This window comes from Sorangium sp. So ce176, from assembly GCF_051519835.1.
Classification (GTDB): Bacteria; Myxococcota_A; Polyangia; order Polyangiales; family Polyangiaceae; genus Sorangium; species Sorangium cellulosum_G.
Genome location: NZ_CP150371.1, coordinates 10,074,432 through 10,095,468, shown reverse-complemented (window position 1 = coordinate 10,095,468; position 21,037 = coordinate 10,074,432). Strand labels below are relative to the sequence as shown.

The 21,037-nt window shown below is 72.0% G+C and carries 27 protein-coding genes; 12 read left to right on the top strand and 15 right to left on the bottom strand.

Features of this window, described 5'->3' with window-relative positions; translation table 11 throughout:
- Positions 1–25: 25 nt before the first annotated feature.
- The 4 genes from WMF42_RS38330 to WMF42_RS38315 all read right to left on the bottom strand — a co-directional run bounded on the left by WMF42_RS38330 (position 26) and on the right by WMF42_RS38315 (position 3,720).
- A complete protein-coding gene (locus WMF42_RS38330) occupies positions 26–1,021 on the bottom strand; it encodes an HvfC/BufC N-terminal domain-containing protein (RefSeq protein WP_437688154.1) in 996 nt (331 codons plus the stop codon).
- Entirely contained in the window at positions 1,018–1,878 is an 861-nt protein-coding gene (locus tag WMF42_RS38325) for a DUF692 domain-containing protein (RefSeq protein WP_061610473.1), read from the bottom strand. Before WMF42_RS38325 ends, WMF42_RS38330 begins: the two co-directional genes overlap by 4 nt.
- Before the next feature lie 7 nt (positions 1,879–1,885).
- The gene (locus WMF42_RS38320; protein WP_437688153.1) at positions 1,886–2,848 is read right to left on the bottom strand and encodes a MopE-related protein; all 963 of its coding nucleotides are present in this window, start codon (positions 2,846–2,848) and stop codon (positions 1,886–1,888) included.
- Positions 2,849–3,066: 218 nt separating this feature from the next.
- Entirely contained in the window at positions 3,067–3,720 is a 654-nt protein-coding gene (locus tag WMF42_RS38315) for a TetR/AcrR family transcriptional regulator (protein WP_437688152.1), read from the bottom strand.
- Positions 3,721–3,778: 58 nt separating this feature from the next.
- On the opposite strand from WMF42_RS38315, the gene WMF42_RS38310 reads away from it, so the two are divergent.
- The 3 genes from WMF42_RS38310 (at position 3,779) to WMF42_RS38300 (ending at position 6,181) form a co-directional block, all read left to right on the top strand.
- A complete protein-coding gene (locus WMF42_RS38310; RefSeq protein WP_061610470.1) occupies positions 3,779–4,243 on the top strand; it encodes a methyltransferase family protein in 465 nt (154 codons plus the stop codon).
- A gap of 128 nt (positions 4,244–4,371) precedes the next feature.
- The gene (locus WMF42_RS38305; RefSeq protein ID WP_437688151.1) at positions 4,372–5,079 is read left to right on the top strand and encodes a hypothetical protein; all 708 of its coding nucleotides are present in this window, start codon (positions 4,372–4,374) and stop codon (positions 5,077–5,079) included.
- Between the two features lie 115 nt (positions 5,080–5,194).
- On the top strand, positions 5,195–6,181 hold the full coding sequence (locus WMF42_RS38300; RefSeq protein WP_437688149.1) for a DsbA family protein: 987 nt from the start codon (positions 5,195–5,197) through the stop codon (positions 6,179–6,181).
- A 15-nt stretch (positions 6,182–6,196) separates the two neighbouring features.
- Here WMF42_RS38300 and WMF42_RS38295 read toward each other — a convergent pair whose 3' ends face one another.
- A complete protein-coding gene (locus WMF42_RS38295) occupies positions 6,197–6,358 on the bottom strand; it encodes a hypothetical protein (RefSeq protein WP_437688147.1) in 162 nt (53 codons plus the stop codon).
- 65 nt (positions 6,359–6,423) lie between these two features.
- On the opposite strand from WMF42_RS38295, the gene WMF42_RS38290 reads away from it, so the two are divergent.
- Together WMF42_RS38290 and WMF42_RS38285 are read left to right on the top strand one after the other, a co-directional pair.
- Positions 6,424–6,819: a DUF2254 family protein gene (locus tag WMF42_RS38290; protein ID WP_437688145.1), complete on the top strand. Its 396-nt coding sequence runs from the start codon at positions 6,424–6,426 to the stop codon at positions 6,817–6,819.
- An 88-nt stretch (positions 6,820–6,907) separates the two neighbouring features.
- Complete coding sequence (locus WMF42_RS38285) at positions 6,908–7,171, top strand: hypothetical protein (RefSeq protein ID WP_437688143.1); 264 nt, start codon at positions 6,908–6,910, stop codon at positions 7,169–7,171.
- Between the two features lie 25 nt (positions 7,172–7,196).
- Here WMF42_RS38285 and WMF42_RS38280 read toward each other — a convergent pair whose 3' ends face one another.
- From WMF42_RS38280 to WMF42_RS38270, 3 genes are all read right to left on the bottom strand, one after another.
- Entirely contained in the window at positions 7,197–7,376 is a 180-nt protein-coding gene (locus tag WMF42_RS38280; protein ID WP_437688141.1) for a hypothetical protein, read from the bottom strand.
- An 84-nt stretch (positions 7,377–7,460) separates the two neighbouring features.
- Complete coding sequence (locus tag WMF42_RS38275; RefSeq protein ID WP_437688139.1) at positions 7,461–8,321, bottom strand: trypsin-like serine peptidase; 861 nt, start codon at positions 8,319–8,321, stop codon at positions 7,461–7,463.
- A 691-nt stretch (positions 8,322–9,012) separates the two neighbouring features.
- Complete coding sequence (locus tag WMF42_RS38270) at positions 9,013–9,948, bottom strand: LysR family transcriptional regulator (protein WP_437688137.1); 936 nt, start codon at positions 9,946–9,948, stop codon at positions 9,013–9,015.
- Positions 9,949–10,057: 109 nt separating this feature from the next.
- Here WMF42_RS38270 and WMF42_RS38265 point away from each other — a divergent pair, with 109 nt between their 5' ends.
- Together WMF42_RS38265 and WMF42_RS38260 are read left to right on the top strand one after the other, a co-directional pair.
- The gene (locus WMF42_RS38265; protein ID WP_437688135.1) at positions 10,058–10,789 is read left to right on the top strand and encodes an SDR family NAD(P)-dependent oxidoreductase; all 732 of its coding nucleotides are present in this window, start codon (positions 10,058–10,060) and stop codon (positions 10,787–10,789) included.
- Entirely contained in the window at positions 10,779–11,096 is a 318-nt protein-coding gene (locus WMF42_RS38260) for a DUF1330 domain-containing protein (protein ID WP_437688133.1), read from the top strand. Before WMF42_RS38265 ends, WMF42_RS38260 begins: the two co-directional genes overlap by 11 nt.
- Before the next feature lie 90 nt (positions 11,097–11,186).
- On the opposite strand, the gene WMF42_RS38255 is transcribed toward WMF42_RS38260, so the two are convergent.
- From WMF42_RS38255 to WMF42_RS38240, 4 genes are all read right to left on the bottom strand, one after another.
- Positions 11,187–11,765, bottom strand: a complete 579-nt coding sequence (locus WMF42_RS38255) for an HdeD family acid-resistance protein (RefSeq protein WP_437688131.1) — start codon at positions 11,763–11,765, stop codon at positions 11,187–11,189.
- 67 nt (positions 11,766–11,832) lie between these two features.
- Entirely contained in the window at positions 11,833–12,585 is a 753-nt protein-coding gene (locus tag WMF42_RS38250; RefSeq protein WP_437688129.1) for an Hsp20/alpha crystallin family protein, read from the bottom strand.
- 127 nt (positions 12,586–12,712) lie between these two features.
- Positions 12,713–13,807 carry a type VI secretion system protein gene (locus WMF42_RS38245; protein WP_434043538.1) on the bottom strand — a complete coding sequence of 365 codons (1,095 nt, stop codon included), beginning with the start codon at positions 13,805–13,807 and terminating at the stop codon, positions 12,713–12,715.
- Complete coding sequence (locus tag WMF42_RS38240) at positions 13,804–14,445, bottom strand: DotU family type IV/VI secretion system protein (protein ID WP_437688126.1); 642 nt, start codon at positions 14,443–14,445, stop codon at positions 13,804–13,806. The genes WMF42_RS38245 and WMF42_RS38240 overlap by 4 nt, the downstream gene beginning before the upstream one ends.
- 202 nt (positions 14,446–14,647) lie before the next feature.
- Here WMF42_RS38240 and eno point away from each other — a divergent pair, with 202 nt between their 5' ends.
- Positions 14,648–15,946, top strand: coding sequence for a phosphopyruvate hydratase (gene eno, locus WMF42_RS38235; protein WP_061612785.1), 1,299 nt, complete (start codon positions 14,648–14,650; stop codon positions 15,944–15,946).
- A gap of 194 nt (positions 15,947–16,140) precedes the next feature.
- On the opposite strand, the gene WMF42_RS38230 is transcribed toward eno, so the two are convergent.
- Positions 16,141–16,521 carry an RNA recognition motif domain-containing protein gene (locus WMF42_RS38230; RefSeq protein WP_437688124.1) on the bottom strand — a complete coding sequence of 127 codons (381 nt, stop codon included), beginning with the start codon at positions 16,519–16,521 and terminating at the stop codon, positions 16,141–16,143.
- 517 nt (positions 16,522–17,038) lie between these two features.
- Here WMF42_RS38230 and WMF42_RS38225 point away from each other — a divergent pair.
- Positions 17,039–17,569: a hypothetical protein gene (locus WMF42_RS38225; RefSeq protein WP_155798889.1), complete on the top strand. Its 531-nt coding sequence runs from the start codon at positions 17,039–17,041 to the stop codon at positions 17,567–17,569.
- Positions 17,566–17,709, top strand: a complete 144-nt coding sequence (locus WMF42_RS38220; RefSeq protein ID WP_155798888.1) for a hypothetical protein — start codon at positions 17,566–17,568, stop codon at positions 17,707–17,709. Before WMF42_RS38225 ends, WMF42_RS38220 begins: the two co-directional genes overlap by 4 nt.
- Before the next feature lie 62 nt (positions 17,710–17,771).
- On the opposite strand, the gene WMF42_RS38215 is transcribed toward WMF42_RS38220, so the two are convergent.
- Entirely contained in the window at positions 17,772–18,887 is a 1,116-nt protein-coding gene (locus WMF42_RS38215) for a S8 family serine peptidase (RefSeq protein WP_061611781.1), read from the bottom strand.
- 336 nt (positions 18,888–19,223) lie between these two features.
- Between WMF42_RS38215 and WMF42_RS38210 the strand changes: the two genes are divergently transcribed.
- Positions 19,224–19,556, top strand: a complete 333-nt coding sequence (locus WMF42_RS38210; protein WP_155798887.1) for a hypothetical protein — start codon at positions 19,224–19,226, stop codon at positions 19,554–19,556.
- A 68-nt stretch (positions 19,557–19,624) separates the two neighbouring features.
- The gene (locus WMF42_RS38205; protein WP_437688121.1) at positions 19,625–19,861 is read left to right on the top strand and encodes a hypothetical protein; all 237 of its coding nucleotides are present in this window, start codon (positions 19,625–19,627) and stop codon (positions 19,859–19,861) included.
- 66 nt (positions 19,862–19,927) lie between these two features.
- Here the strand turns inward: WMF42_RS38205 and WMF42_RS38200 are convergent, their stop codons facing one another.
- Positions 19,928–20,842, bottom strand: a complete 915-nt coding sequence (locus tag WMF42_RS38200) for a fibro-slime domain-containing protein (RefSeq protein ID WP_437688119.1) — start codon at positions 20,840–20,842, stop codon at positions 19,928–19,930.
- Positions 20,843–21,037 lie beyond the last annotated feature (195 nt).

The following is a 21,037-nucleotide window of genomic DNA, read 5'->3' as shown; positions in this document are numbered from 1 at the left end:
GGCGGAGGCGCTGTGCGCGCGGGGCTCACGCTCGGCCGGGGTCGTCGATCGCGGCCCGCTGCGCGCCCGGCTCGGCCTCGGCGAGCCCCGTCCACCAGCCGCTCGAGAGGGCGAGCGCGATCCAGCCCTGGAGGTGGGCGCGCAGCTGCGCTGCCTCCGCGGCCGAGCAGGCCTGCTCGACGTCGGCGAGGGCCTGCCCGAACGGCAGCTCCCTGCAGCGCTCGAGCAGCCGGGCGAACAGCGGATCCACGGCGGTCGTGGTCGTGCCGCCGGCGCTCCGGGCGAAGACCCAGCAGCGCGTCGATGGGTGGCGGCGCAGGGGGCCCGGCGCGCCCTCGTCCTGGTCGACCCCCGCGAGCCGCGAGAAGCGGGCGAGGTCCCAGTCCTCGCGGGTCAGCGTGCAGGAGACAGCGAAGCGCAGCCGCGCTTCGGACGACAGCGCCAGCCTGGCGAGCTCCTCCGGCGTCGGCCGCCAGAGCCCCTCGAACGGCGACTCGTAGGCGTGCCGCTCTGCCTCGTCCATCTCCAGCGCCTGGCGGACCATCGCGACCGGCGCCCTCGACAGCTCGATCCGCCGGCACCACGCGTCCTCGCGCGCCGGGCGCCCCGGCCGGCGATCGCGGCGCGCGCCGTCGAGGCTTCTCAGCGCGCCCCGGAGCCGCGCTGAGAAGCCGCGGGCCGCCTCGTCGAGGTCGACGTGCCGCGGCGGGTGCTCGGCCAGGTGCTGCGCGGCCAGGTGGTTGAAGTGCCAGTAGCTCACCGCCCGCGACACGCGGGGGAAGCTCGTCTGGAGGGCGGTGAACAGCCGCATCCAGTACTGGCGGTGATAGAGCGCGAGCCGCTCCGACGGAGCGGCGCTCCCGGGGCCGCCCTTCAGCTGCGCCACGAGGCGCGCAGGATACAGATCCTGCCGCTCCCGGAAGACGCCTGTATCCGGGTCGAGCGGCGAGCGCAGGACCGCGGTGAAATCGCGCTGGAGCTCTCGCAGCCAGCCCGGAGGATCTCCGCCCCTCGGGCTCATGCCGACCGCGCCCGCCGCGCCTTGTCGAGCTCCGCGAGCGCCACGGGCAAGGGCGGGATCTCCGCGTCCCACTCGAGGAGCGTCGGGAAGGGGCCGCCCCGGCGCCACGCCTCCTCGTAGAGAGACCACACCTCGTCGCATACAGGACGATCGTGCGTGTCGTGCCGCAGGCCCGAGGGCAACGTCTGGTGGCCGGCCAGGTGGACCTGCAAGACCCGGCGCCAGGGCACGCTGTCGAGGTACTCGCGCGGATCGAACCCGTGATTCACGCTGGAGACGAACACGTTGTTGAGGTCCAGCATATACCAGCACCCGGACTCCTCCACGACGCGACGGTAGAACTCCCACTCCGGCATCGCGTCGCGCTCCCAGGCGACGTACGAGGAGAGGTTCTCGATCCCGAAGGGGACGCCGAGGGCCTCCTGGACCTCGAACGCCCGGCCGGCGGCGTAGGGGATCAGCTCCGGATCGCAGGGCGCCGGCAGGAGATCGTGGTGCGTCACGCCCTCGAACGCCGTCCAGCAGAGGTGATCCGTGAAATAGGAGATATGGAGCTCCTGGATCAGGTCCCTGAGCCGGGACAGGTGATCTCGGTCGAGGGGGGCCTCGCCGAGCAGATTCAGCGACACGCCGTGGGCGACGATGGGATAGCGCTCGGCGACGCGGCGGAGCCGCTCCCGGGGCAAGGGAGCGGCGCCGAGGTAGTTCTCCGCGATGATCTCGAAGAAGCCCAGCTCGGGCCGGAGCCGCTCGATCGCCTCGTAGTGCGGCGGACGCAGGCCGAGGCCGAGCGCGTCTCGCGAGGGCGCTCGCGCGACGGGCGCCTGATCGCCGGCGGTGGGGCCCTGCGCGCGCATCGGCGGGCTAGTCGATCGGGTCGGGTGACGGGAGCTGCTCGAAGCTCTCGCCCTCCGGCGTCAGGGTGCGCAGGTAGGCGATCAGCCGGTCGATCTCGGCGCGCGAGAGCAGGTGGTAGGAGCCGGGCATGTTCGAGTAGGCATGACCCTCTGCGGTGACGCCGTCGAGCCCGAACGCGATGATCGCCTGCAGGTACGGATCCGGGCGACGTTCCCAGAAGTCGGCGATGAAGGCGCTCACGTCCTCGCCGGGCGGCACCTGCACCAGGAACGAGCCCTCCGAGACGGCGTGGCAGTGGTTGCACGTCCCCGCCTCGAACGCGGCGAGCCCGTCGCGATCGTGGTCCTCGGCGGTCTCCACGCAGCTCCAGCCCGCGCAGTCGTTCACGGCGCGGCAGGCGTGCTCGTAGATCTCGTTCCAGACCTGATAGACCATGCCGCGGCAGCTGTTCGTGCCGGCGCAGGCCGCGTGGACCTGGACCACTCCGGGGCGCGCGGTGCCCATCAGCATGGCGGACTCGGCGCACTGCGCGGAGAACTCGTCGAGCGAGATCTGACCGTCGCCGTCCGCGTCCATGAGCGCGATCGCGTCGGCCTGATCGGGATCCGCGCCGCCGTCCCACACAAGCCTCTTGGCCGGCGCGTCGGACCCGTCGCAATCGGAGTCGATGGTATCGAGGCTCCGCTCCTCGGCGCCGGGGTGGATTGTGTTGTTGAAATCGTCGCAGTCGCCCGCGCGCGAGGTGAAGCCGTCCCTGTCGTTGTCGCTGTCCTCGTCGTCCACGGGCTGGCCGCCCGCGCCGCCGGAGCCGCCGTCCCCCGCGGGCGGCTCGGCCCCGGAGCCGCCGTCTCCGGCGGGCGGGTCGGCGCAGGGGGGCGCGCCGTCGTTGTCGTCGCCGCAGGCCGCAGCGAATGCGGCGAAGCCGGCCAGCGCCATCGCCAACAGGGTCGGTCCAGGTGATCTCGTCATGATAAGGGTCCTCTCCCGAGGGGCCGCGCCGCGCGCGCCCGCCCGCTGCAGCGCGGGGCTTCGTTGCACGGCTGCCGCGCGCGCGACATGTGGCAAGTTGTCGCAGGCGCGTCGTTGCAAGTGCGCAAGTGCAATGGCGCGGACGCTCCGCAGCCGCCTGGTGTCCGACGCGCGAGGCGCCGCGCACCGCGGCCGCGCGCGCGGAGCCTGCGTTGCGCCTACGGCGGATCCGGGGGACTCGCCGCCGGCGTTTGCGGCGAAGCGACGGTGAGGTAGCCGATGAGCGCGTCCGAGATCGCCCGCAGGAGGCCGCCCTCCTCGACGCCCGGAGGCGGATCGAGGGCCGCTGCGTGGACGAGCTCCTCGAACATGCGCAGCACCACGTAGGTGGCGAGATCGAGATCCGGCTGCGCGATCTCCGCGCTGTGGCGCGACAGGAGCTGCCGCGTGCTGTCGAAGACCGCCTGGCTCGCGGCGCTCAGCGCGCGCCGTTGCTCCAGCGTCGGCAGATCGGCGTGGAGGAGCCGCTGCAGCCGCGGCTCCGTCCGGTGGACCGCGAGGCCCCTGGCGACGAGCCTCTCCGTCGCCTCCCTCAGCGAGGCGCCGCCGTCCACCGCGCCGACCTGCTCGAGGAGCCCGAGCATCTGGCGCACGTGGCGCTCGTGCAGCGCGGTGACGAGGGCGTCCTTGTTCGGGAAGTACTGGTACACCGAGCCGACGCTCACGCCCGCGATCCTGGCGATGCGGTTCGTGTTCGCCCCGTCGTAGCCATGCTCGTCGAAAACGCGAGCTGCGGCCTCGACGATGGTCTCGACGAGGAAGCGCGAGCGCGCCTGGCGAGGCTCTTTGCGCGGCGTCTGTGGGCGCTTCATCGAGTGTCTTCCCAACGCGAGTCTCCGCGGTCCGCCGGATGCACCAGACTGGCGGCTCATGATCACCTCCAACGCATCCCCGCGCAATCTGCTCCCGCCCGTTCTTTTCCTGATCGTGGCGGCCGTCATGGGGCTCGCGCACGCCCTCGTGCCGCGCCCGTCGGTGCTCCCGGGGCCGTACCGCCCGATCGGCCTCCTGCTCCTCGCGATTGGGGTCGCCGCGGCGATCGCGGCCCGCCTGCAGTTCGCGCGGGCCGCGACGGAGATCAACACCTTCGCCGAGCCCACGCGGCTCGTGACAGGCGGCCTGTTCCGGCTGTCCAGGAACCCGATGTACCTCGGCATGGGCCTCGCCGCCGTGGGCATGGCGATGCTGAGCGGCTCCGCGGCCTCGTTCCTGCTCGCGGCCGTCTTCGTCGTGATCGTCGACCGGTGGTACATCGCTTTCGAAGAGGGGCGGCTCCGCGCCCGGTTCGGCGCTGCCTACGAGACCTATGCCCGGTCGACGCGGCGGTGGATCTGACGGCCCGCGCCGCCGGAGTCGCCCGGACGGCCCGACCGTGCGCGCGTGGACGCGGGCCCCGGATCGCGCGCAGGAAGAGAGCAGCACCGGCCAGGAAGGAGTAGAAGCGAGGAACGGAGGAGCGCCGGGTGACAGACATGCTTCGCGAGGTGGTGGGGACGTGCTGCGCAGCGGCCGTGGCGTTCACGGCGGTGCAGGCGAGCGCCATGCAGCCCCCGCCCGCACAGGCGCACGAGGTCTCGCCGGCGTCGCCTGCGCCGGCGGGCGGCCCGGCAGGCGCGCCGCCCGGGTATTATCCTCCGCCGCCTCCCGGGTGGACGTGGAGCCCCATCCCCGGGCAGCGTGGGAGCGCCGTCGGCGGCGAGCAGCCCGCTCGGAAGACCGTCTGGTACGGCTGGCAGCACCTCTTCGTGCTCCTCGGGAGCGCCGCCCTCGTGCCCATCGTCGTCGCCACCGAGTCAGAGGGGCTCGCCTGGGTGAGCTTCAGCGGCGCCGCGCTCGGCGGGCCGGTCACGCACTGGGCCAACGGCAACCTCGGCAAGGGCTTCATCAGCCTCGGCCTCAACGCCGGCTGCACGTTCGGCGGCGGCATGATCGGGATGCTCCTTGGCAGCGCCTCCGACGAACCGTTCGCGGCGCTCGGCGGTCTGGTCCTCGGCGGCGGCCTTGGCCTGCTCACGGCGAACGTCATCGACATCGCCGTCCTCGAGGTCGAGGAGCGCGGGACGGTGGAGAGCTACGATTACCTCCGTGTCCGCTCGCCGCGCCTGCGGCTCGCGCCGCAGGTCGGCCTCGCGCCCGGCGGCGCCACCTTCGGATTCGGCGGCACCTTCTGAGTCGAACGGCGGGAGCGCGCTCCCGCGATCCGTCGCCGGAGCCGGGGGGCGGCCAGCCGGCCCGGGCCGGCGCTTCGCGCCTCGCCGCGCGGCGACGACGGTGTAGCATCCGCGCGTGTTCATTCCGAAATCAGGTGCACGACGGCTCGCGCTCGCCGCGCTCGCCGCGCTCGCCGCGTGCGGCGGCGCCGACCGGCAGGAGCCTCGGTTCGCGGACTCCCCCGCTGTCCCGCTGCCCGGCCCGCCTGGCGCCGCGCCGCTCGACGCCCCCGGCGGCGAGCCGGAGGAGCTGCCCGGCGTCAACACGGCCGAGCTCGTTCGCCGCGAGCGCCATACCTGGTGGCAGCTCGTCTCGCAGCTCTACGCGCCCTGCGCCGAACACGCCGTGTCGCTCGCGCAGTGCGTCCGCGAGGCGCGCCCCTGCGCGGCCTGCGTGCCCGCCGCGCAGCTCCTCGCCGACAAGATCCGCGGCGGCGCGAGCGGCCCGGAGGCGCAGGCCGCGTACGGTGTACGGTTCGGTCCGAACGTGAAGAAGATCGACCTCGCCGACTCGCCCTCTCGCGGGCCGGAGGGCGCGCCGGTCCAGATCGTCGTGTGGTCGGACTTCGAGTGTCCTTCCTGCGGTCGCGCGGTCCCGATCCTCGACGAGATCGTCGAGCGCCACGCGCCGAACGTCCGGCTGGTCCACAAGGTGTATCCGCTGCGGTCGCACGCGCACGCCGAGCCGGCGGCGCGGGCCGCCATCGCGGCGCACGCCCAGGGCCGTTACTGGCAGATGGAGCGCCTCCTGTTCGAGAACCAGCAGCGCCTCGAGGAGAAGGACCTGCTCGGTTACGCGCAGCGGATCGGCCTCGATATGGCCCGGTTCCGCGCCGACATGGCGGGCGAGGCCGCCGCGAAGGTGATCGCGCGCGACAGGGCCGAGGCCGACCGCGCCGGGCTCTCGGGGACGCCGTTCATCGTGGTCAATGGGCGGGAGTTCGATCTGGCGCTGTTCAGCCTGCAAGGGGAGCTCGATCGGTGGATCAAGACCGAGCTCGCGATCCTCGGTGGACGCGCGGGTGCGGCGCCCGCGGCTGTCGGAGCGCAGGGCCCGCCGTGAGCGCTGCGGGCATCGTCACCGCCCGCCGGGGTCGGCGCCCGGCGCCCCGCGCTCGCGGCCGCGCGCCGTCCTCGCGACCCCGCGGCGCGGCGCGCGGGCGGGGGGCAGCGCGATGATCCGGCTGCGGCAGCTCTGGAGCGAGCTCCGCGTGAGCCTCTGGTTCGTCCCGTCGCTCATCGTGCTCGCGGCGATCGGGAGGGGAGGGGGCAGGGGGGCGATCGGACGAGGGCACAGCGCGGGCGATGGATGAGCTCTACATGATCGGCGGGCACCGGACCGCGGACCAGGACCCGAGCTTCGGTGTCCAGCAGATCGTCGACGTGGCGCTCAAGGCGCTCTCGCCCGGCATCAACGACACCACGACCGCCGTGACGTGCGTCGACTACCTCTCGGCGATCCTCGCGCGGGCCGCGGGCAGGCGGCCTGTGTCGCCTTATCGATTCGACGGCGGCGAGCTGCGCGTCATCGCGCAGGGGTCACGTTCGAGGCGCTGCTCGACGTCGCGTTCGGCGCGATCCGCCGGAACGCCGCCGGGAACACGACGGTCCTCGCCCGGATGCTCTCCGCGGTCGAGGCCGTCGCCGGCTGCGCCTCGCGGGAGCGAGACCGGCGAGCGCTCGCGCGCCACGCGGCCCTGATCGCGGAGGTCGCCCAGCGGACCATCGCCTCCTCGCACGAGCGGGCGCTCGTCGGAGAGCAGGTGACCGGCCTGCTCCGTCGGCTCGGGTGGGAGGCGGGCGACTCGCCTGCTGGCCCGGGCTGAGCCGCGCTGGCGTCCGCGATCCGACAGCCCAGTCCCGGGAAAAGCTGCCGAAGGCCGAGGCGGACAGGCTCGTGGAAGATCTCACGGGACGATCGGCGGCAGTCCAGGAGATCCTGCTCCAGATCGATCGCGCCAGGGGGATCAGCCTGGCGGCGGTCAAGAGGACCGCGGAGCAGCGCCTGGGAGAGCTCGATCAGGCCCTGAAACAGGCCAGGCAGCGGGACTGAGGAGCGGGCGATCCGGGCTGGGCCCTCAGCCCCTCTGCCGTCGGCGCCGGGCCTTCCCCGCCGACGCGGGCGCCCCGGCGTCGCGGCCGCCGCTCCGCAGCGCTTCCCGGAGCGCCTGCGCGACGACGCCGTGCGGGCGGTCACGGCGACGCATCACGAACAGCTCCATGACGTCGGCCTCGAACTCGGGCACCTCCAGCCTCACCAGCGATCCTCAAGGGGAGCGGCGGGGCGGCGCCCGCCAGAGGGGCGGCGGGCGGCGCGAGCAGCAGCCTGGATCAGTAGCCGCTCACAGGCAGACCCAGAAATCAGTGGATGAAGCCGAGGGATGCACGCAGGGCGGAAGTCCTCGGTCGGCGCGGTAATCATTGATCTGGCTGGCCCGGAACGGGGTCAGCCGCATGCCCCGGAACTTGTCGCCCTCCGCGGCGCACGCGTCGCCTGAATCGTCCCTGTTGGAGTGTATGCCGAACGTCCACTTGGTGGGGCCGCCTGCGTTCCTGAGGAAGTACGGGCTGCCTGAGTCGCCCGAGCAAACTCGGTCCCATCCCGCGTCCGTGACGAAGTGCCTCTCGCCTACCCAGTTCAGCGAGTCTTCCATCCAGCGCATGATTCCACCGCCGGTGCCAGACGGGCTTTCGTAGCCTCGCCCATAGAGTCGATAGGGCTCCGCGGGAGACAGCTCCCCTGTGTAGAACCCGTCGGCTGCGTGGGAGGCAGTCACGTTCTGGAACGAGCCGCCGATCGTGCTGGTGAAGGCGACGGCCAGGTCATATTTCGCGTCCCATCCCACCTGGTAGCGGTGCACGAAGATGTCGCGCTTCACCTGGCATTTGTCGTTCGCGGGGGTCCCTGTCATGCAGCTCCAGGTGCCCCCGTCGTGCGCGTAGGATACCCTGGTGCTCACGATCCCCGACAGCGCCGTTCCGAGGCTGCTGTCGAAGCAGTGCGCCGCGGTCAGGATCATGTGTCGACCGAGCAGCGTTCCGGTGCAGCCACCGATCTCCACGGTGCCGACCCCGCCGCCTGGCGTGCCGGCACGGACCTCTTGCATGTCCGTCGCGATCGGTTCGTCGGAAAAGTCATCGCTCGCGTCTGCGGCGCTGCACCCCACGGTCGCCACAGCGAGCAGCACGCCGGCTGCGCCCATGCGAGCCCATGCGAGTCCAGGTCCTCCCATTCCGCGGAAGAGCTTCGAATTCTGGTTGCTGGTCATAGGTATATCGCTCTCGGTATATATTGAATGATATGCTTCGTGTTCGTGGCACGCAGGGCGAGACACGGGCTTTGCCGCTGAAGTCCATGAGGGAGAAGCAAAAATAGACGTTTTGAAGTCATGAAGCTCCAAAGGCGGGACCTGTCCCGGGTTGCTCAAGCGCGTGCGCGACCTCCTCGCGCGTCATTTGATCCTCGGAACGGCTACTGCGGGCGCCGTAGAACTAAAGCGTTATCCGGGGACGGCTCTAGCAAACGTTCTGGCAAACGTCGGGCCAGGTGCTCCGCACGGACATCGCGCCTCTTTATCGTGCAGGAGGGGCCTGCCACCCAGAAAAACACGCTGGCACGCTGGCACGCTGGCACGCTGGCACGCTGGCGGTATCGTCCGGAGCCGCTCGTCACCACGCAGGCGCTGTCGTCGAGGCTCATGATCCCGCGGGCTGTGGAGTGAAGGCGGACATCTTCGATGTACAGATGAGTTGTTGAGCTGGCGTCGCTTCTCCAGGGGGGCCGGACGACGGCGTGGCCGATCGCAAGGTGGCAGCGCGGCACATCGAGGCCGCGGAGGAATGCTGGAGCGCAACGCGCGCGCGTCGTGCCGACGAGGCGACGCGCCACCGGCTTCAGCCCCTCTTCCGCCGGCGCCGGGCCTTCCCCGCCGACGCGGGCGCCCCGGCGTCGCGGCCGCCGCTCCGCAGCGCCTCCCAGAGCGCCTGCGCGACGACGCCGTGCGGGCGGTCACGGCGACGCATCACGAACAGCTCCATGACGTCGGCCTTGAACTCGGGCACCTGCAACCTCACCAGCTCGCCCGCCGCGAGCGCGTCGGCGGCCACGTGCTCGGGCAGCCCGCCCCAGCCCATGCCCGCGGCGATGACCTCCCGCTTCGACGCGACGTCGGTGACGCTCCAGCGCAGGCCGCCCTCCAGCACGTTCAGCGACGGCGAGGAGCTCCCCGTCGCGCTGTCGCGCAGGACGATCTGCGCGTGCGCCCGCAGCAGCGCCGGCGGGATGGGCGTGCCGCAGGTGGCCACCGGGTGATCGAAGCGCGCCACAGGGAGCACGCGCACGTCGCAGAAGGGCGCCATCTCGACCTCGGACGCGTCGATCCCGAGCCTCGTGGCCACGGCGAGATCGGCGCGGCGCTCGCGCAGCGCGTCGGCGGCGCCCGACAGCCGCTCGGTGCCGAGCTCGATGCGCACCAGCGGATAGCGCGCCTGCACCCCGCGGAAGACGGCCATGATCGGCCCGAGCGGCGTCACCGCCTCGACCGCGAGCCGCACGATCGGCTCCACCTTGCCCGAGAGCCGCATGCCGAAGCTCCGCAGCGCCTCGGTGCTCTCGATGACCGCCGCTGCGCGCTCGTGGAACAGGCGGCCCGCGTCGGTGAGCGTGGCGCGGTACTCCCGGCGATCGAACAGCTCGACCCCGAGCTCGCCCTCCAGGTTGCGCACCAGCTTGCTCACCGCCGGCTGGGACTTGTGCAGCCGCGCGGACGCGGCGCTGAACGAGCCCTCGCCCGCGACGGCGAGGAAGGCGACGAGCTGATCGTAGGTCATGGCGGCGCGCGCAGGTCCATAACCGGAGGTTATGGAGTCCATAGGAACATACCACTTTCTTGTTCCGGGGTGTGGCATCAGGGTGTCGACAAGAGAGGAGCGACACTCCATGTCCAACCGAATCGATCGCGTCATCATCACCGGCGCCAGCAGCGGTATCGGCCTCGATCTCGCGAGGCGCTTCCTGGCCGAGGGCTCGAGCCTCGTCCTGAACGGGCGCGATCCGGAGAAGCTCGACCGGGCGCGGCGGAGCCTCGAGGGCGGCGCGCGCGTCGTCGCCGTGCCGGGCCACGTGGGCGACAGGGCCACGGCGCTGGCTGTCGTCGCCGCCGCGCGGGAGCGCTTCGGCGGCGTCGATGTGCTGATCAACAACGCCGGGATCTTCGGCGTGAAGCCGTTCCTCGAGAGCACGGAGGAGGACCTCGACCGGTTCTTCGCCACCAACGTGAAGGGGACGTTCCTGATGACCCAGGCCGCGGTGCCGCTGATGATCGAGGGCGGCGGGGGCTCGATCATCAATGTCGGCACGGTGCTCGTGCAGCAGGCCATGACGGCCATGCCGGCCTCGGCCGCCATGGCCAGCAAGGGCGGCGTCCACGCGCTCACCGTCTCGCTCGCGGCCGAGCTGGCCCGCCACAACATCCGCGTGAACACGCTGGCGCCCGGCATCATCCGCACGCCGCTCATCGGCGAGAACGCGGATTCGATGGCCTCGATTCACCCGCTCGGGCGGATCGGCGAGGTGCGGGACACGACGGACGCGGCGCTGTACCTGGCCAGGGCCGGCTTCGTGACCGGCACGACGCTCGACGTGGACGGAGGCTACTCCCATGGACGCTGAGGGCCGGAAGCACGTGCTCCTGATGGGGCTCCAGGTGACGGACGAGGCGGCCTACGCCAGCTACCGCGCCCGCATGACGCCGATCCTCTCGACCTACGGCGGCGCCTTCGGCCACGATTTCGTCGTGGCGCGCGTGCTGAAGGGGGATGAGCGCATCAACCGCGTCTTCACGATCGTGTTCCCCGATCGCGCGACGCGGGAGCGGTTCTTCGCCGATCCGGCGTACCGCGCCGTGAAGGCCGAGTTCTTCGAGCCGGCTGTCGCGGCGGTGATCGTCCTCGGCGAGCTCGAAGAAGCGGTGGCGTGAGCCGCCCCGTCCGCCACGGTGCCCGGGAGCGCCAAAAGCGCTCTCCAGGCACCGCCGGCCCCCCGTCAGGGGAGGCGTCTGGCGACCTCCTCACGTCCCGTGGATCGGCCCCGCGCCGGGCCCCACCGCGGCGGTGCTGAACGATCGCAGTCGGATCCCCAGCGCGATCAGGAAGATGCCGAACACCAGCGCATACGCCCCGATCCACAGGACCAGCGCGAGCGCCCCCGCGCCAGGGGCGACGAGCATGAGCACGCCGAAGGCGATCGAGAGCACCCCCCCGAGCGCGAGGAGCCACTCGCCCTCGATGTGCTTGCGCAGCCGGATCGCCGCGCCGATCTCCAGCGCGCCGGTCACGACTGCCCACGCGCCGATCCAGAGGGCGAGCGCGAAGGCGGTGATGCCCGGCCAGAACAGCGTGACGAGCGCGACACCGATGCTCACCAGGCCCTCGAGGAGCAGGACCCACCAGCGGCGCCGCTCGTCGCCGCCGCGGACCGCGCCGGCGATGTTCGTCACGCCCTCGGCCAGGGCATACGCGCCGAAGAGCAGGACCAGCACCTTGAGGCTGATCCGCGGCACGGCGAGCGTGAGCGCGCCGAAGGCGATCGCGAGGACGCCACGAACGACAGGCGCCCACCAGTTCCGAACAACGCAGTCGGTGATCATCGGTCCCTCCGCCGGCTCAGATCGCCGGGGGCGGCGCGCCGCCGCCCCCGGCCGTGAATGAAGCCAATCAACTGGGCTGCTTCGCCTTGTCGGCCGTCGCCTGGCCGCCGCCCGCGCTCGCGCCCTGCCCGCTCGCCATCTGCGCCGCGGACCCGCCGCTCTTGATCTCGACCGAGCGGCCGCGCCGCTGCTGCTGCGGCAGCTTCAGGCAGACCTCGAGGACGCCGTTCTCGAACGTGGCGTTCACGTCCTCGGGCTGCACGCCCTCGGGCAGCGGGATGGAGCGCACGAACGACCCGTAGCTGCGCTCGGTGTAGCTCACGCCCTCGCGCTGCTCCTGCTGCTCCTGCCGGCGCTCGCCCTCGATGATCAGCGCGTCGTCCTGGAGCTGCACCCGGATGTCCTCCTTCGTCACGCCGGGCAGATCGGCCTTCACGACGAGCTGGCCGCTGCGCTCACCCACCTCGATGTGCGGCGCCCAGAGGCCGCCGCCGAACGACGAGAGCTCCCGCCCGCCGCCCTGCTCGGCCATCGGACGGGCCTGCCTGTACGGCGACAGTACCCCTCCGAAGCCGAGATCATCGAACATGCGATCCATGTCCTCCATCATCCGGCGCATCATCGTGAACGGGCTCATGAGGCCACCCGCCCCGCCGTAGCGCCCGATCGGCGCGCCACCTTGCTGGCGCTGCATTCCGGTGGACTGCCCGCCGGCGGCCTGAGAGGAGGGCTGACCCGTCGCCTGGCTGCCGGTCTTGCCCTGCTGCGACCTGCCAACGGACACATCTTGACCCGCCTGCTGACGCTGCTGTTCCGCCATGGGAACCTCCTTGTCTGCCGCATTTCTTGCAAATGCGGTGCCGCGCCGTGAGCGTGAATCAGACACAGCCCGGACTGCGTCGCCGAGCGCCCGCCGTCAGCTCGCCAGGATCAAGCCCTCTGCGGCGTCACACAACGAGACGCAGGATGAGCTCGGTGATCCCCGCCCCGACGAGCAGCAGCAGCCCGACGACGAAGCCGATCAGCGTGAGCCTGTCGTCCCGCCACCGCGGCCGGAGCGGCACGATGTCGCGCTCCGGCAGCACGACGGCCGTCATCGTCTGGTGGATCGGCAGCCCGCCCGGCCGCTGCGCGACAGCCGCGTTCGGCGGCTGCGCCAGCCCCATGTTGATGAACCGCGTCACCCCCGCGCGCAGCCGGTCGCCCATGCCCGGCAGCGCGCTGCCGATCGCCACCGCACGGAGCCACGGCGCGCGCTCGAACGCGTTCTCCATCGCGATCACGCCGAAGAGCTGCCGCAGCCGCGCCATCAGCCCCCGCACCTCCGCGAGGTGCTGGAACGCCCGCGTCCTCGCCTCGGGCGGATCCTCCGAGCTCACCCGCGCCAGGCAATACGACTCCAGCCGCGCGTTCAGCCCCTCGAGCTCCTGCAGGATGCGCGGCGCCGCCTTGTCCAGGCCCGTCTCGAGCGGGAGCGCGAAGCCCCAGGGCTCCTCGCGCCCGCGCTCGGCGGTCCACTGGAACACCTCGGCGAACCCCCAGAGCGTGTCGTAGCGCGACAGCACCACGTATGCCGGCACGTCCGCGCGCAGCGCGCGGCCCACCTCGAGGAGGTACGCGCGCACGCGGTTCGCGTAGGCGTCCACCCCCTGCTCGTCGAGGTCGATGAACTCGGCGATGCTCAGCACGAGGAGGATGCCGTCGATCGGCTCGCGCTTGCGCGAGCGGCGCAGCTCCTCGCAGAGCTGCGCGAGCTCGGCCGGCTCCCGCCGCGGGCCGAGCACCGTCGCCTCGGGCTCGATGAAGAGCGCCTCCTTCGCCAGCCAGTACGAGCACCGCGCCCCGGGCACGCCGATCGCGAGCGGGCCGCCGCCCGCGGGCCAGGTGAGGTTCATCGAGCGGATCACCGTGGAGCGGCCCGAGCCGGGCTCGCCGAGCACGAGGTAGCAGGGGACAGCGTAGATCCCCTCGGCGCTGCCAGGGTTCGCCTGCTGGACCAGCGCGTGGACGCTCGCCAGCTCGTAGACGAAGGAGCCGCTCATCCGACCCTTTGGGCGATCGTCCACGCCATCGCGGCCGCGCCCGCGAGCGCGACGAGCGCCGCCAGCGTCCGCCCGACCATCGCGGACTTCCACAGCGGCAGCTTGGGGAGGTGCTGGACCGCGACGCCCTCGACGCGCACCGGCCGGAGCACCCCGCCGTTCCAGTCCCGATCCGGATCGACGCCGAGCTTCAGCGAGAGATCGCGGCGGATCCGCAGCAGGTCGTCGGTGCTCTGCCCCGGCAGCGCGTAGCGGCCGCGGAAGCCGAGCCCGAGCACGCACGCGTAGGTCGCCATCACCGGCAGCGGGCCCTTCCGCACGCGCTCCAGCCGCTCGAAGAGCTCGACGCCCGCGTTGTTCGTCGTCCACCGCGCCGCCTGGAGCGGGCGCTGGGCCCAGACCGGCCGGAGATCGGGCAGCGACATCGCGAGCTCGTCCGCGAACGCGGCGATCGCGAACATGCCGTCGTCGACCGACGCCATCGGCATCTCCCGCCCGAGCTTGGTCGCCTTGAGCTCCTCGAGCAGCAGGTTCGCCTGCCGCAGCACGTGATCGGCCGGCGGCCGCCGCGGGGACTGGCGGAGCATGCAGAGCCAGAGGAGCATCTCCTCACCGAAGACGCCGATGGAGGTTTCCACGCGGCCGCGAGCTTACGCCAGACGCGCACCGACCGTCGACCCGCGCGCGCTCCCCGCCGGCGGTCGACCTGAGCCCGCCGAGGGCCGCCGGTGCACCGGAGCGTCGACATCCGGAAGGGGCCGTGCCTATGCTCCGCCCGCTTCTCGAGCCCCCTTCGAGAACTTCCGGGGCCGCGCGGACGCGGCCCCTTGAGGAGAGGTCATGTCGGAGATCCAGAGCGTCATCGCGCGCGAAGTCATCGATTCGCGCGGCAATCCCACCGTCGAAGCCGAGGTCACCACGCTGAGCGGCACCGGCCGCGCGGCCGTGCCGAGCGGCGCGTCGACCGGCGAGCACGAGGCCGTCGAACTCAGGGACGGCGACAAGAAGCGCTTCCTCGGCAAGGGCGTGCTCACCGCGGTGAAGAACATCGAGACCGTCCTCGGTCCGGCCATCCTCGGGATGGATGCGCTCGATCAGGCCGAGCTCGACCAGGTCCTCATCAAGGCGGACGGCTCCGCGAACAAGTCGAAGCTCGGCGCCAACGCGATCCTCGCCGTCTCCATGGCGGCCGCGCGCGCCGCCGCGGACACGGTCGACCTGCCGCTCTGGCGCTACCTCGGCGGCGCCGCGGCGCGCGTCCTGCCGACGCCCCTCATGAACATCCTGAACGGCGGCGTGCACGCCGACAACGGCCTGGAGATCCAGGAGTTCATGATCGTCCCCTACGGCGCCGAGTCGTTCGCCGAGGCGCTGCGCACCGGCACCGAGATCTTCCACACCCTCAAGGGGCTGCTCAAGAAGGACGGCATGATCACGGCCGTCGGCGACGAGGGCGGCTTCGCCCCGCGCCTCGCGTCGAACCGGGCGGCGCTCGAGTACGTCGTGCGCGCCATCGAGGCCGCCGGCCACCGCCCCGGCGAGGACGTCGGCGTCGCGCTCGACTCGGCGCTCAGCGAGTTCTACGACGCGAAGACCGAGCGGTACACCTTCGACAAGCAGCAGAAGACCCGCGAGGAGATCGTCGCGATCTACGAGGAGCTCAGCAAGGCGTTCCCGATCGTGTCGATCGAGGACGGCATCGCCGAGAACGACGAGAAGGGCTGGCGGCTGCTCACCGAGCGGCTCGGCAAGAAGATCCAGCTCGTCGGCGACGACCTCTTCGTCACGAACCCCGCCCGCCTCTCGAAGGGCATCGAGGACGGCCTCGCCAACGCCATCCTCATCAAGCTGAACCAGATCGGCACCGTGACCGAGACGCTCGAGTGCATCCGCCAGGCGGCCGAGGGCGGCTACCGGTCGATCATCTCCCACCGCTCGGGCGAGACCGAGGACACGTTCATCGCCGACCTCGCTGTCGCGACGAACGCGGGCCAGATCAAGACGGGCTCCGCGTCCCGCTCGGACCGCGTCGCGAAGTACAACCAGCTGCTCCGGATCGCGTACGCGCTCGGCGACGGCCAGATCTTCGCCGGCCGCAAGCCGTTCCGCCGCCCCGGGTCGCAGCGCGCCAGCCAGTGAGATCGCCCGGCGCTGGCCGCACAGGCGCGGCCAGCGCTGGTCGATGCTGTCGGTGATGTCGACGTTGTCGACGTCTTCGGTGCCGTCGATGTGAACGACGCAGCGGGGCCCCCGCGGCGCGGAGCGCGCCGGGGGGCAGCCTCGCTGCCAGCTATCCGCTGGCAGCCTCGCTGCCAGCTATCCGCTGCCGCTCGCTACCAGCGGTCGCGGCCGCCGCCACCTCCGCGGCCACCGCGACCGCCGCCGCCGCCGCCGCCGCGGCCACCACCGCCGCCGCCGCCGCCGCCACGGAAGCCGCCGCCGCCACCGCCCCCGCCGGGGCCTCCGGTGCGCTCGCGCGCCTCATTGACCGTCAGGGTGCGGCCGTCGAGGTCCTTGCCGTGCAGCGCGTTGATGGCCGCCTGCGCCTGGGCATCGCTCACCTCGACGAAGCCGAACCCGCGAGACTGCCCGGTCATCCGATCCGTCATCAACTGAATCGAGAGAACCTCGACACCCGCCGCCTCGAACGCGTTGCGAAGGCTGTCTTCCGTCGAATGGAACGCGAGGTTCCCCACATAAAGCCGCTTGCTCATGTCTGCCGCCGATCCCGTTGCACGATCCCCGCTTCCCTCGCAGGCGGCCCGGATCGTGCCGCGGGCCGCCATGCGAAAACGCTCCCCGATGACCGGCCGTCACCCCACGTTCGGAAGAGGCAACCACGTTGCAGCAGGCGGCCGGATCAGAGGTCGAGGACGAACGAGCCTTGAGGCGCTCCGGAAGCTACCGGCCGGCGACGGGGTACGCAAGGTATTCCCCCTGGATGGCCGCGTCTGCCTGATGATCGCCGCGCTCGTCGCCCCCCGGCGCCCGCCCATCGCCCCCCGGCGCCCGCCCCGGGGACGCGCGCCGCGGCCCCGCGCCCGCGCCGGAACGCGTGTTTTTGTGCACCATGGACGAACGGAGCTCCTGGATCTCTCCGACGTTGCCGAGCTCGGCTCGACCCAGATCTCGTGAAGACGTCGTCGCGCGCGGGCCGGGGGCGAGGCCGTATGTCCCCGATCGTCGCTTCTGGTAGCCTGCCTGTTCGGCGCTCGAACCGGAGGTCAGACCATGAGATCACGCGTGTTCTCCGCGAGGGCAGGCTCGCGCAAGGCGGATCGAGGGGCGCTCCTCCTCGCCCTCGCGGCGGCCGGGGCGGCGTGCTCCTCGTCGTCGGACGGCGGCACGGGCGCGTCGGCGGGCGGGGCGCAGGGCGGGGGCGGCTCCTCGTCCAGCGGCGCCGGCGGCGCGGTGGAGGGGCTCGTCTCGCTGCGCGTCGACCCGGGCACCACCTCGGTCGAGCTCGCGTACGGCAAGGCTGCCGCCGTGCAGCTCAGCGCGATCGGCCGCTTCCAGGACGGCTCCGAGCGCGACGTCACCGGCCGGGTGACATGGAGCGCCGACGACCTCTTCGCCCACGTGGACGCCGGGCAGCTAACGACCGCCTCGCCCGGCCGGGTCCGGGTGACCGCCGCGGGCGGCTCGATCACGGCGACCGCCGAGGTCACCGTGAAGGTCGCCGGCGAGATCGCGCTGCCCGGCGCGCCCCCCGGGCGCGAGCCTGGTCGCCGGACGGCAAGCACCTCGCCTTCGCCGCCGTGACGCTCGCGCCGGGCGGGTCGATCGACGGCGATCCGAGCTTCGCGCCGGTGTGGATGCCGCAGCAGAACGACGACATGGCGAACCCCACGGGCAACCACATCCCGCAGTGGGCCGAGAAGGCGCTGCCCGTGCCGCAGTGACGGGGGCGGGGCGGAGCTGAGCGCGGCGCCGCGCCGGCGCCGCGATCTGCCCTGCGCCCCCCTCAGGCGGCGCGGGCCGCGGCCACGGCGGCGCGGGGCTGCACGACGCCCCAGCCCTGCCGCTCGAGCGCGATGCCTGGCAGCCCGCGCGCCGTCTTCATCAGGATGCGCCGGCACTGCTGCGGCGTGAGGCGCGGGTTCGCCTCCAGCATCTGCGCGACGACGCTGCTCACGATCGGCGCGGCGAAGCTCGTCCCGTCGACGTGCTTGTAGTGGCCGGAGATCACCTTCTGGTCGCGCAGCCTGGCCGCCGCGAGCTGGCGCACGAGGTACGGCTCGCGCCCGGCGACGGCGTCGAGGTCCGGATCGACGCACGCGTGCTCGACGAGCAGCCCTGGCAGCTGCTCGTCCGGCGCGCTGTCGAGCAGCGACAGGAGCTGCGCCTGCGCCGCCGTCGGCGTCCCGGGCAGGATGGGCGCCGCCAGCCAGATCGCCGGCGCGATGAGCTCCGGCTTCTGCAGCCCGTCGACGGTGAGCCCGTACGACGAGTGGTAGTTCCACGTCTGCTCCCCGGCCCCGCCGTCGTCGAGCCCTCCGACAGCGATGACGCTCGGCGCGCTCGCCGGCGGAAGGACGTTGTGCGCCGCGTCGTGCCCGGCGTTGCCCGCCGCCGCCACGACAACGATGCCGTGCCGGCTCGCGTCGTCGGCCGCGCGCGACAGGCTGCCGGTCAGGTACGACTCCTCGTAATCGCCCCCGCACGAGATGTTGAGCACGCGGATCCCGTACTGCTCGCGGTGCGCGATCACCCACTCGATGCCCCTGCGGATGTCGTCGTGCACGATGCGGTGCGCCGAGCCGACCTTCACCAGCACGACGTTCGCCTCCCACGCGAGCCCGCGGAAGCGCCCGTCGGAGAGCGCGCCGTTTCCCGCGGCGACCACCGACGTCATCATCCCGTGCCACGACGACACATCCGGGAGATCGAGCGCCGACAGGCCCGCTTCGGGCGCGAAGAGGTCGTGGTAGGCGAGGATGCGGCGGCGCGGCGTGACGAGATCCGGGTGGGCGTAGAAGCCGGAGTCGAGGAAGGCGATCGTCACATCCCGGCCCGCAACGCCGGGCTCCGCGTGGAGGCGGTCCGCGATGGGCAGGATGCGCCGGGGGTCGAGCGACATCGGCGCATGCTAGCGCAGCGCCTCGCCGCCGAGGCCCTCGCCTGCGCCGAGGAGCGGCGCCGGGAGGAGCCGGACGTGGCGTGCGCTGGGGCACCGAGCGCGCGGAGATGCCCTGCAGGGGAGCCTCGGATCGGCAGAGGCACAGCGTCGAGCACGGCCTGGATCAAGATGCCCCGGCGCTCCCAGGCGCGACGGAGCCGCTGGCAGCCACGGCATGAGCGCGCCCCCGCGCGGGTGCAACCCAGCGCACGATCCGAGGGCGCGCGCGGCGACGCCGGTGCCCGGCCGCGCTCTGCCTCTCTGGACGTGCCCACGCCGCTTTGGCAGCCTCCGCGCATGAGGTCATTCATCGCGACGATGGTCTACGAGCTTCACCCGGACACGCCCCCGGACGCGCGGAAGCTCCTCCGGGCGCACCTCGTCGGCAGGCGCTGGCAGGACAGGCACGAGGGCGCGGCGATGCCGTCCACCGCTGTCTGGATCCGCCGCTCCGCGGAGGACCACGAGACGACCGACGACCTGCACGCCGCGTGCGCGCGCGACCTCGGCGACGCGGCCGCCGCCGTGGCCCGGGCGGGCCGCCCGATCCAGGTGACGCGCGCGTGGATCCAGGTGAGCGGCGCCGGCACGTACGGGCTCGCCGCGCCCGCGCGCCCGGCGGACGGCTGAGCGCGCGGCGCGGAAAGCCGGGCCTCACCGCGGCGCTTCGGATAGGCTCGGGGGGCTCGAAGGAGGCGATGATGGCTCGACGACAGGGGTTTGGCACGGCACTGCTCTCGCTGGTCGCCCTCGCAGCCGGCTGCGGGGGGCTCTCGACCGAGGAGGCGCAGCAGCGCTGCGATCGGCTGCGCGACGCGGTGCCCTTCTGCTCCACCGAGGAGAGCTTCGCCGCGTGCGTGAGCTGTCACGAGGAGTGCGGCGACGACTGCGAGGCGTCGACGGCCTGCCCACAGACCTTCTCCTGCGCGGAGTGAGCGGGCGGCGGGGCGATCCGGGCGCGCCAGCGCGCTATCGGCCTCGCCCGCGCCGGTCGGCCTGCGTCACTTCACCTCGACGCCGCAGTTGATGAACTCGATCGAGGTGTCGATCCGGAAGTGGGAGTCGGTCACGTGGCGCTCGGCGAAGAAGAAGTCGAGCTGGTAGGTCTTCCCGACCTCGAGCCCGAGCTCGTCGAGGTCGACGATCGTTGTCTGCTCGGCGTGGATGCCCCCGAGGTCGACGACCTTCTTTCCGTTGATGAACGTGAAGACGTCGTCGTCGCCGGCGAACGTGAACTGCTCGCCGCCCTTGTACTCGAAGCCCATGTGCATCTCGAAGGTGAAGTGGTAGTTGTGCTCCCGCCCCTCGTTGCCGAAGAGCTCATTGTCGATGGGGAAGAAGAGCTGGTCGTTGTACGTCCACACGCCGTCTCTGTCGGGGTCCTCGAACTGGAGCGTGATGTTCTTCGGCATGTTCACGCCTTCCATGTCGCGGAACCACATGTCGAAGTTCGCCTTGCCGGTCGTGGTCATGGTGCCATCGGGCCCGCCGGCGTAGATGGGCTTCAGGTCCTCTCCGAGGGTGTCGGTGACGATCAGGTGGTCGTCGCAGTTCGAGCACTTGCCGACGTCCTGCGGCTCCATGTCGGGGTGCTCCTCCTTGAAGTCGCGCACCCGGCCGGTGAACTTGCCATCGCAGGACTCCCCGTTTTGCTGCCCGTTCTCTCCGGGGTTCCCACCGCCGGTGCCGCCCGTGGTGGTGGGGTTGACCGAGCCGAAGCTGTCGTCGTAGCCCCCGGTCCCGCCGGGCCCAGGCCCGCCAGGCCCGCCAGTCCCGCCAGGTCCGCCAGGCCCGCCGGCGCCCTCAGACGACGAGTCCCCGCCGTTGCGATGACTCGCCTCTGCACTGCACCCGCTCAGCACGCCCACAAGCGCAAGCACCGCCCCGCAACCCGCCGCCGTCTTCATCGCCTTCATCGCCGACCTCGCTCTAAGATGTCTTCCCAAGCCCCGACGGCAAACTAGCATGAGAGCGCTATTCCGGCGTGTTGACGTAATGCGTCATCAGCGGAATTGCGCACCTCCAGCAAGCGATTGAGTGTGCTCACGCTGGCATTTTCTACCATCGATGCTCCCGGGGCCTCGTGGCCGGAGGCCGGCGAACCCAGGTCG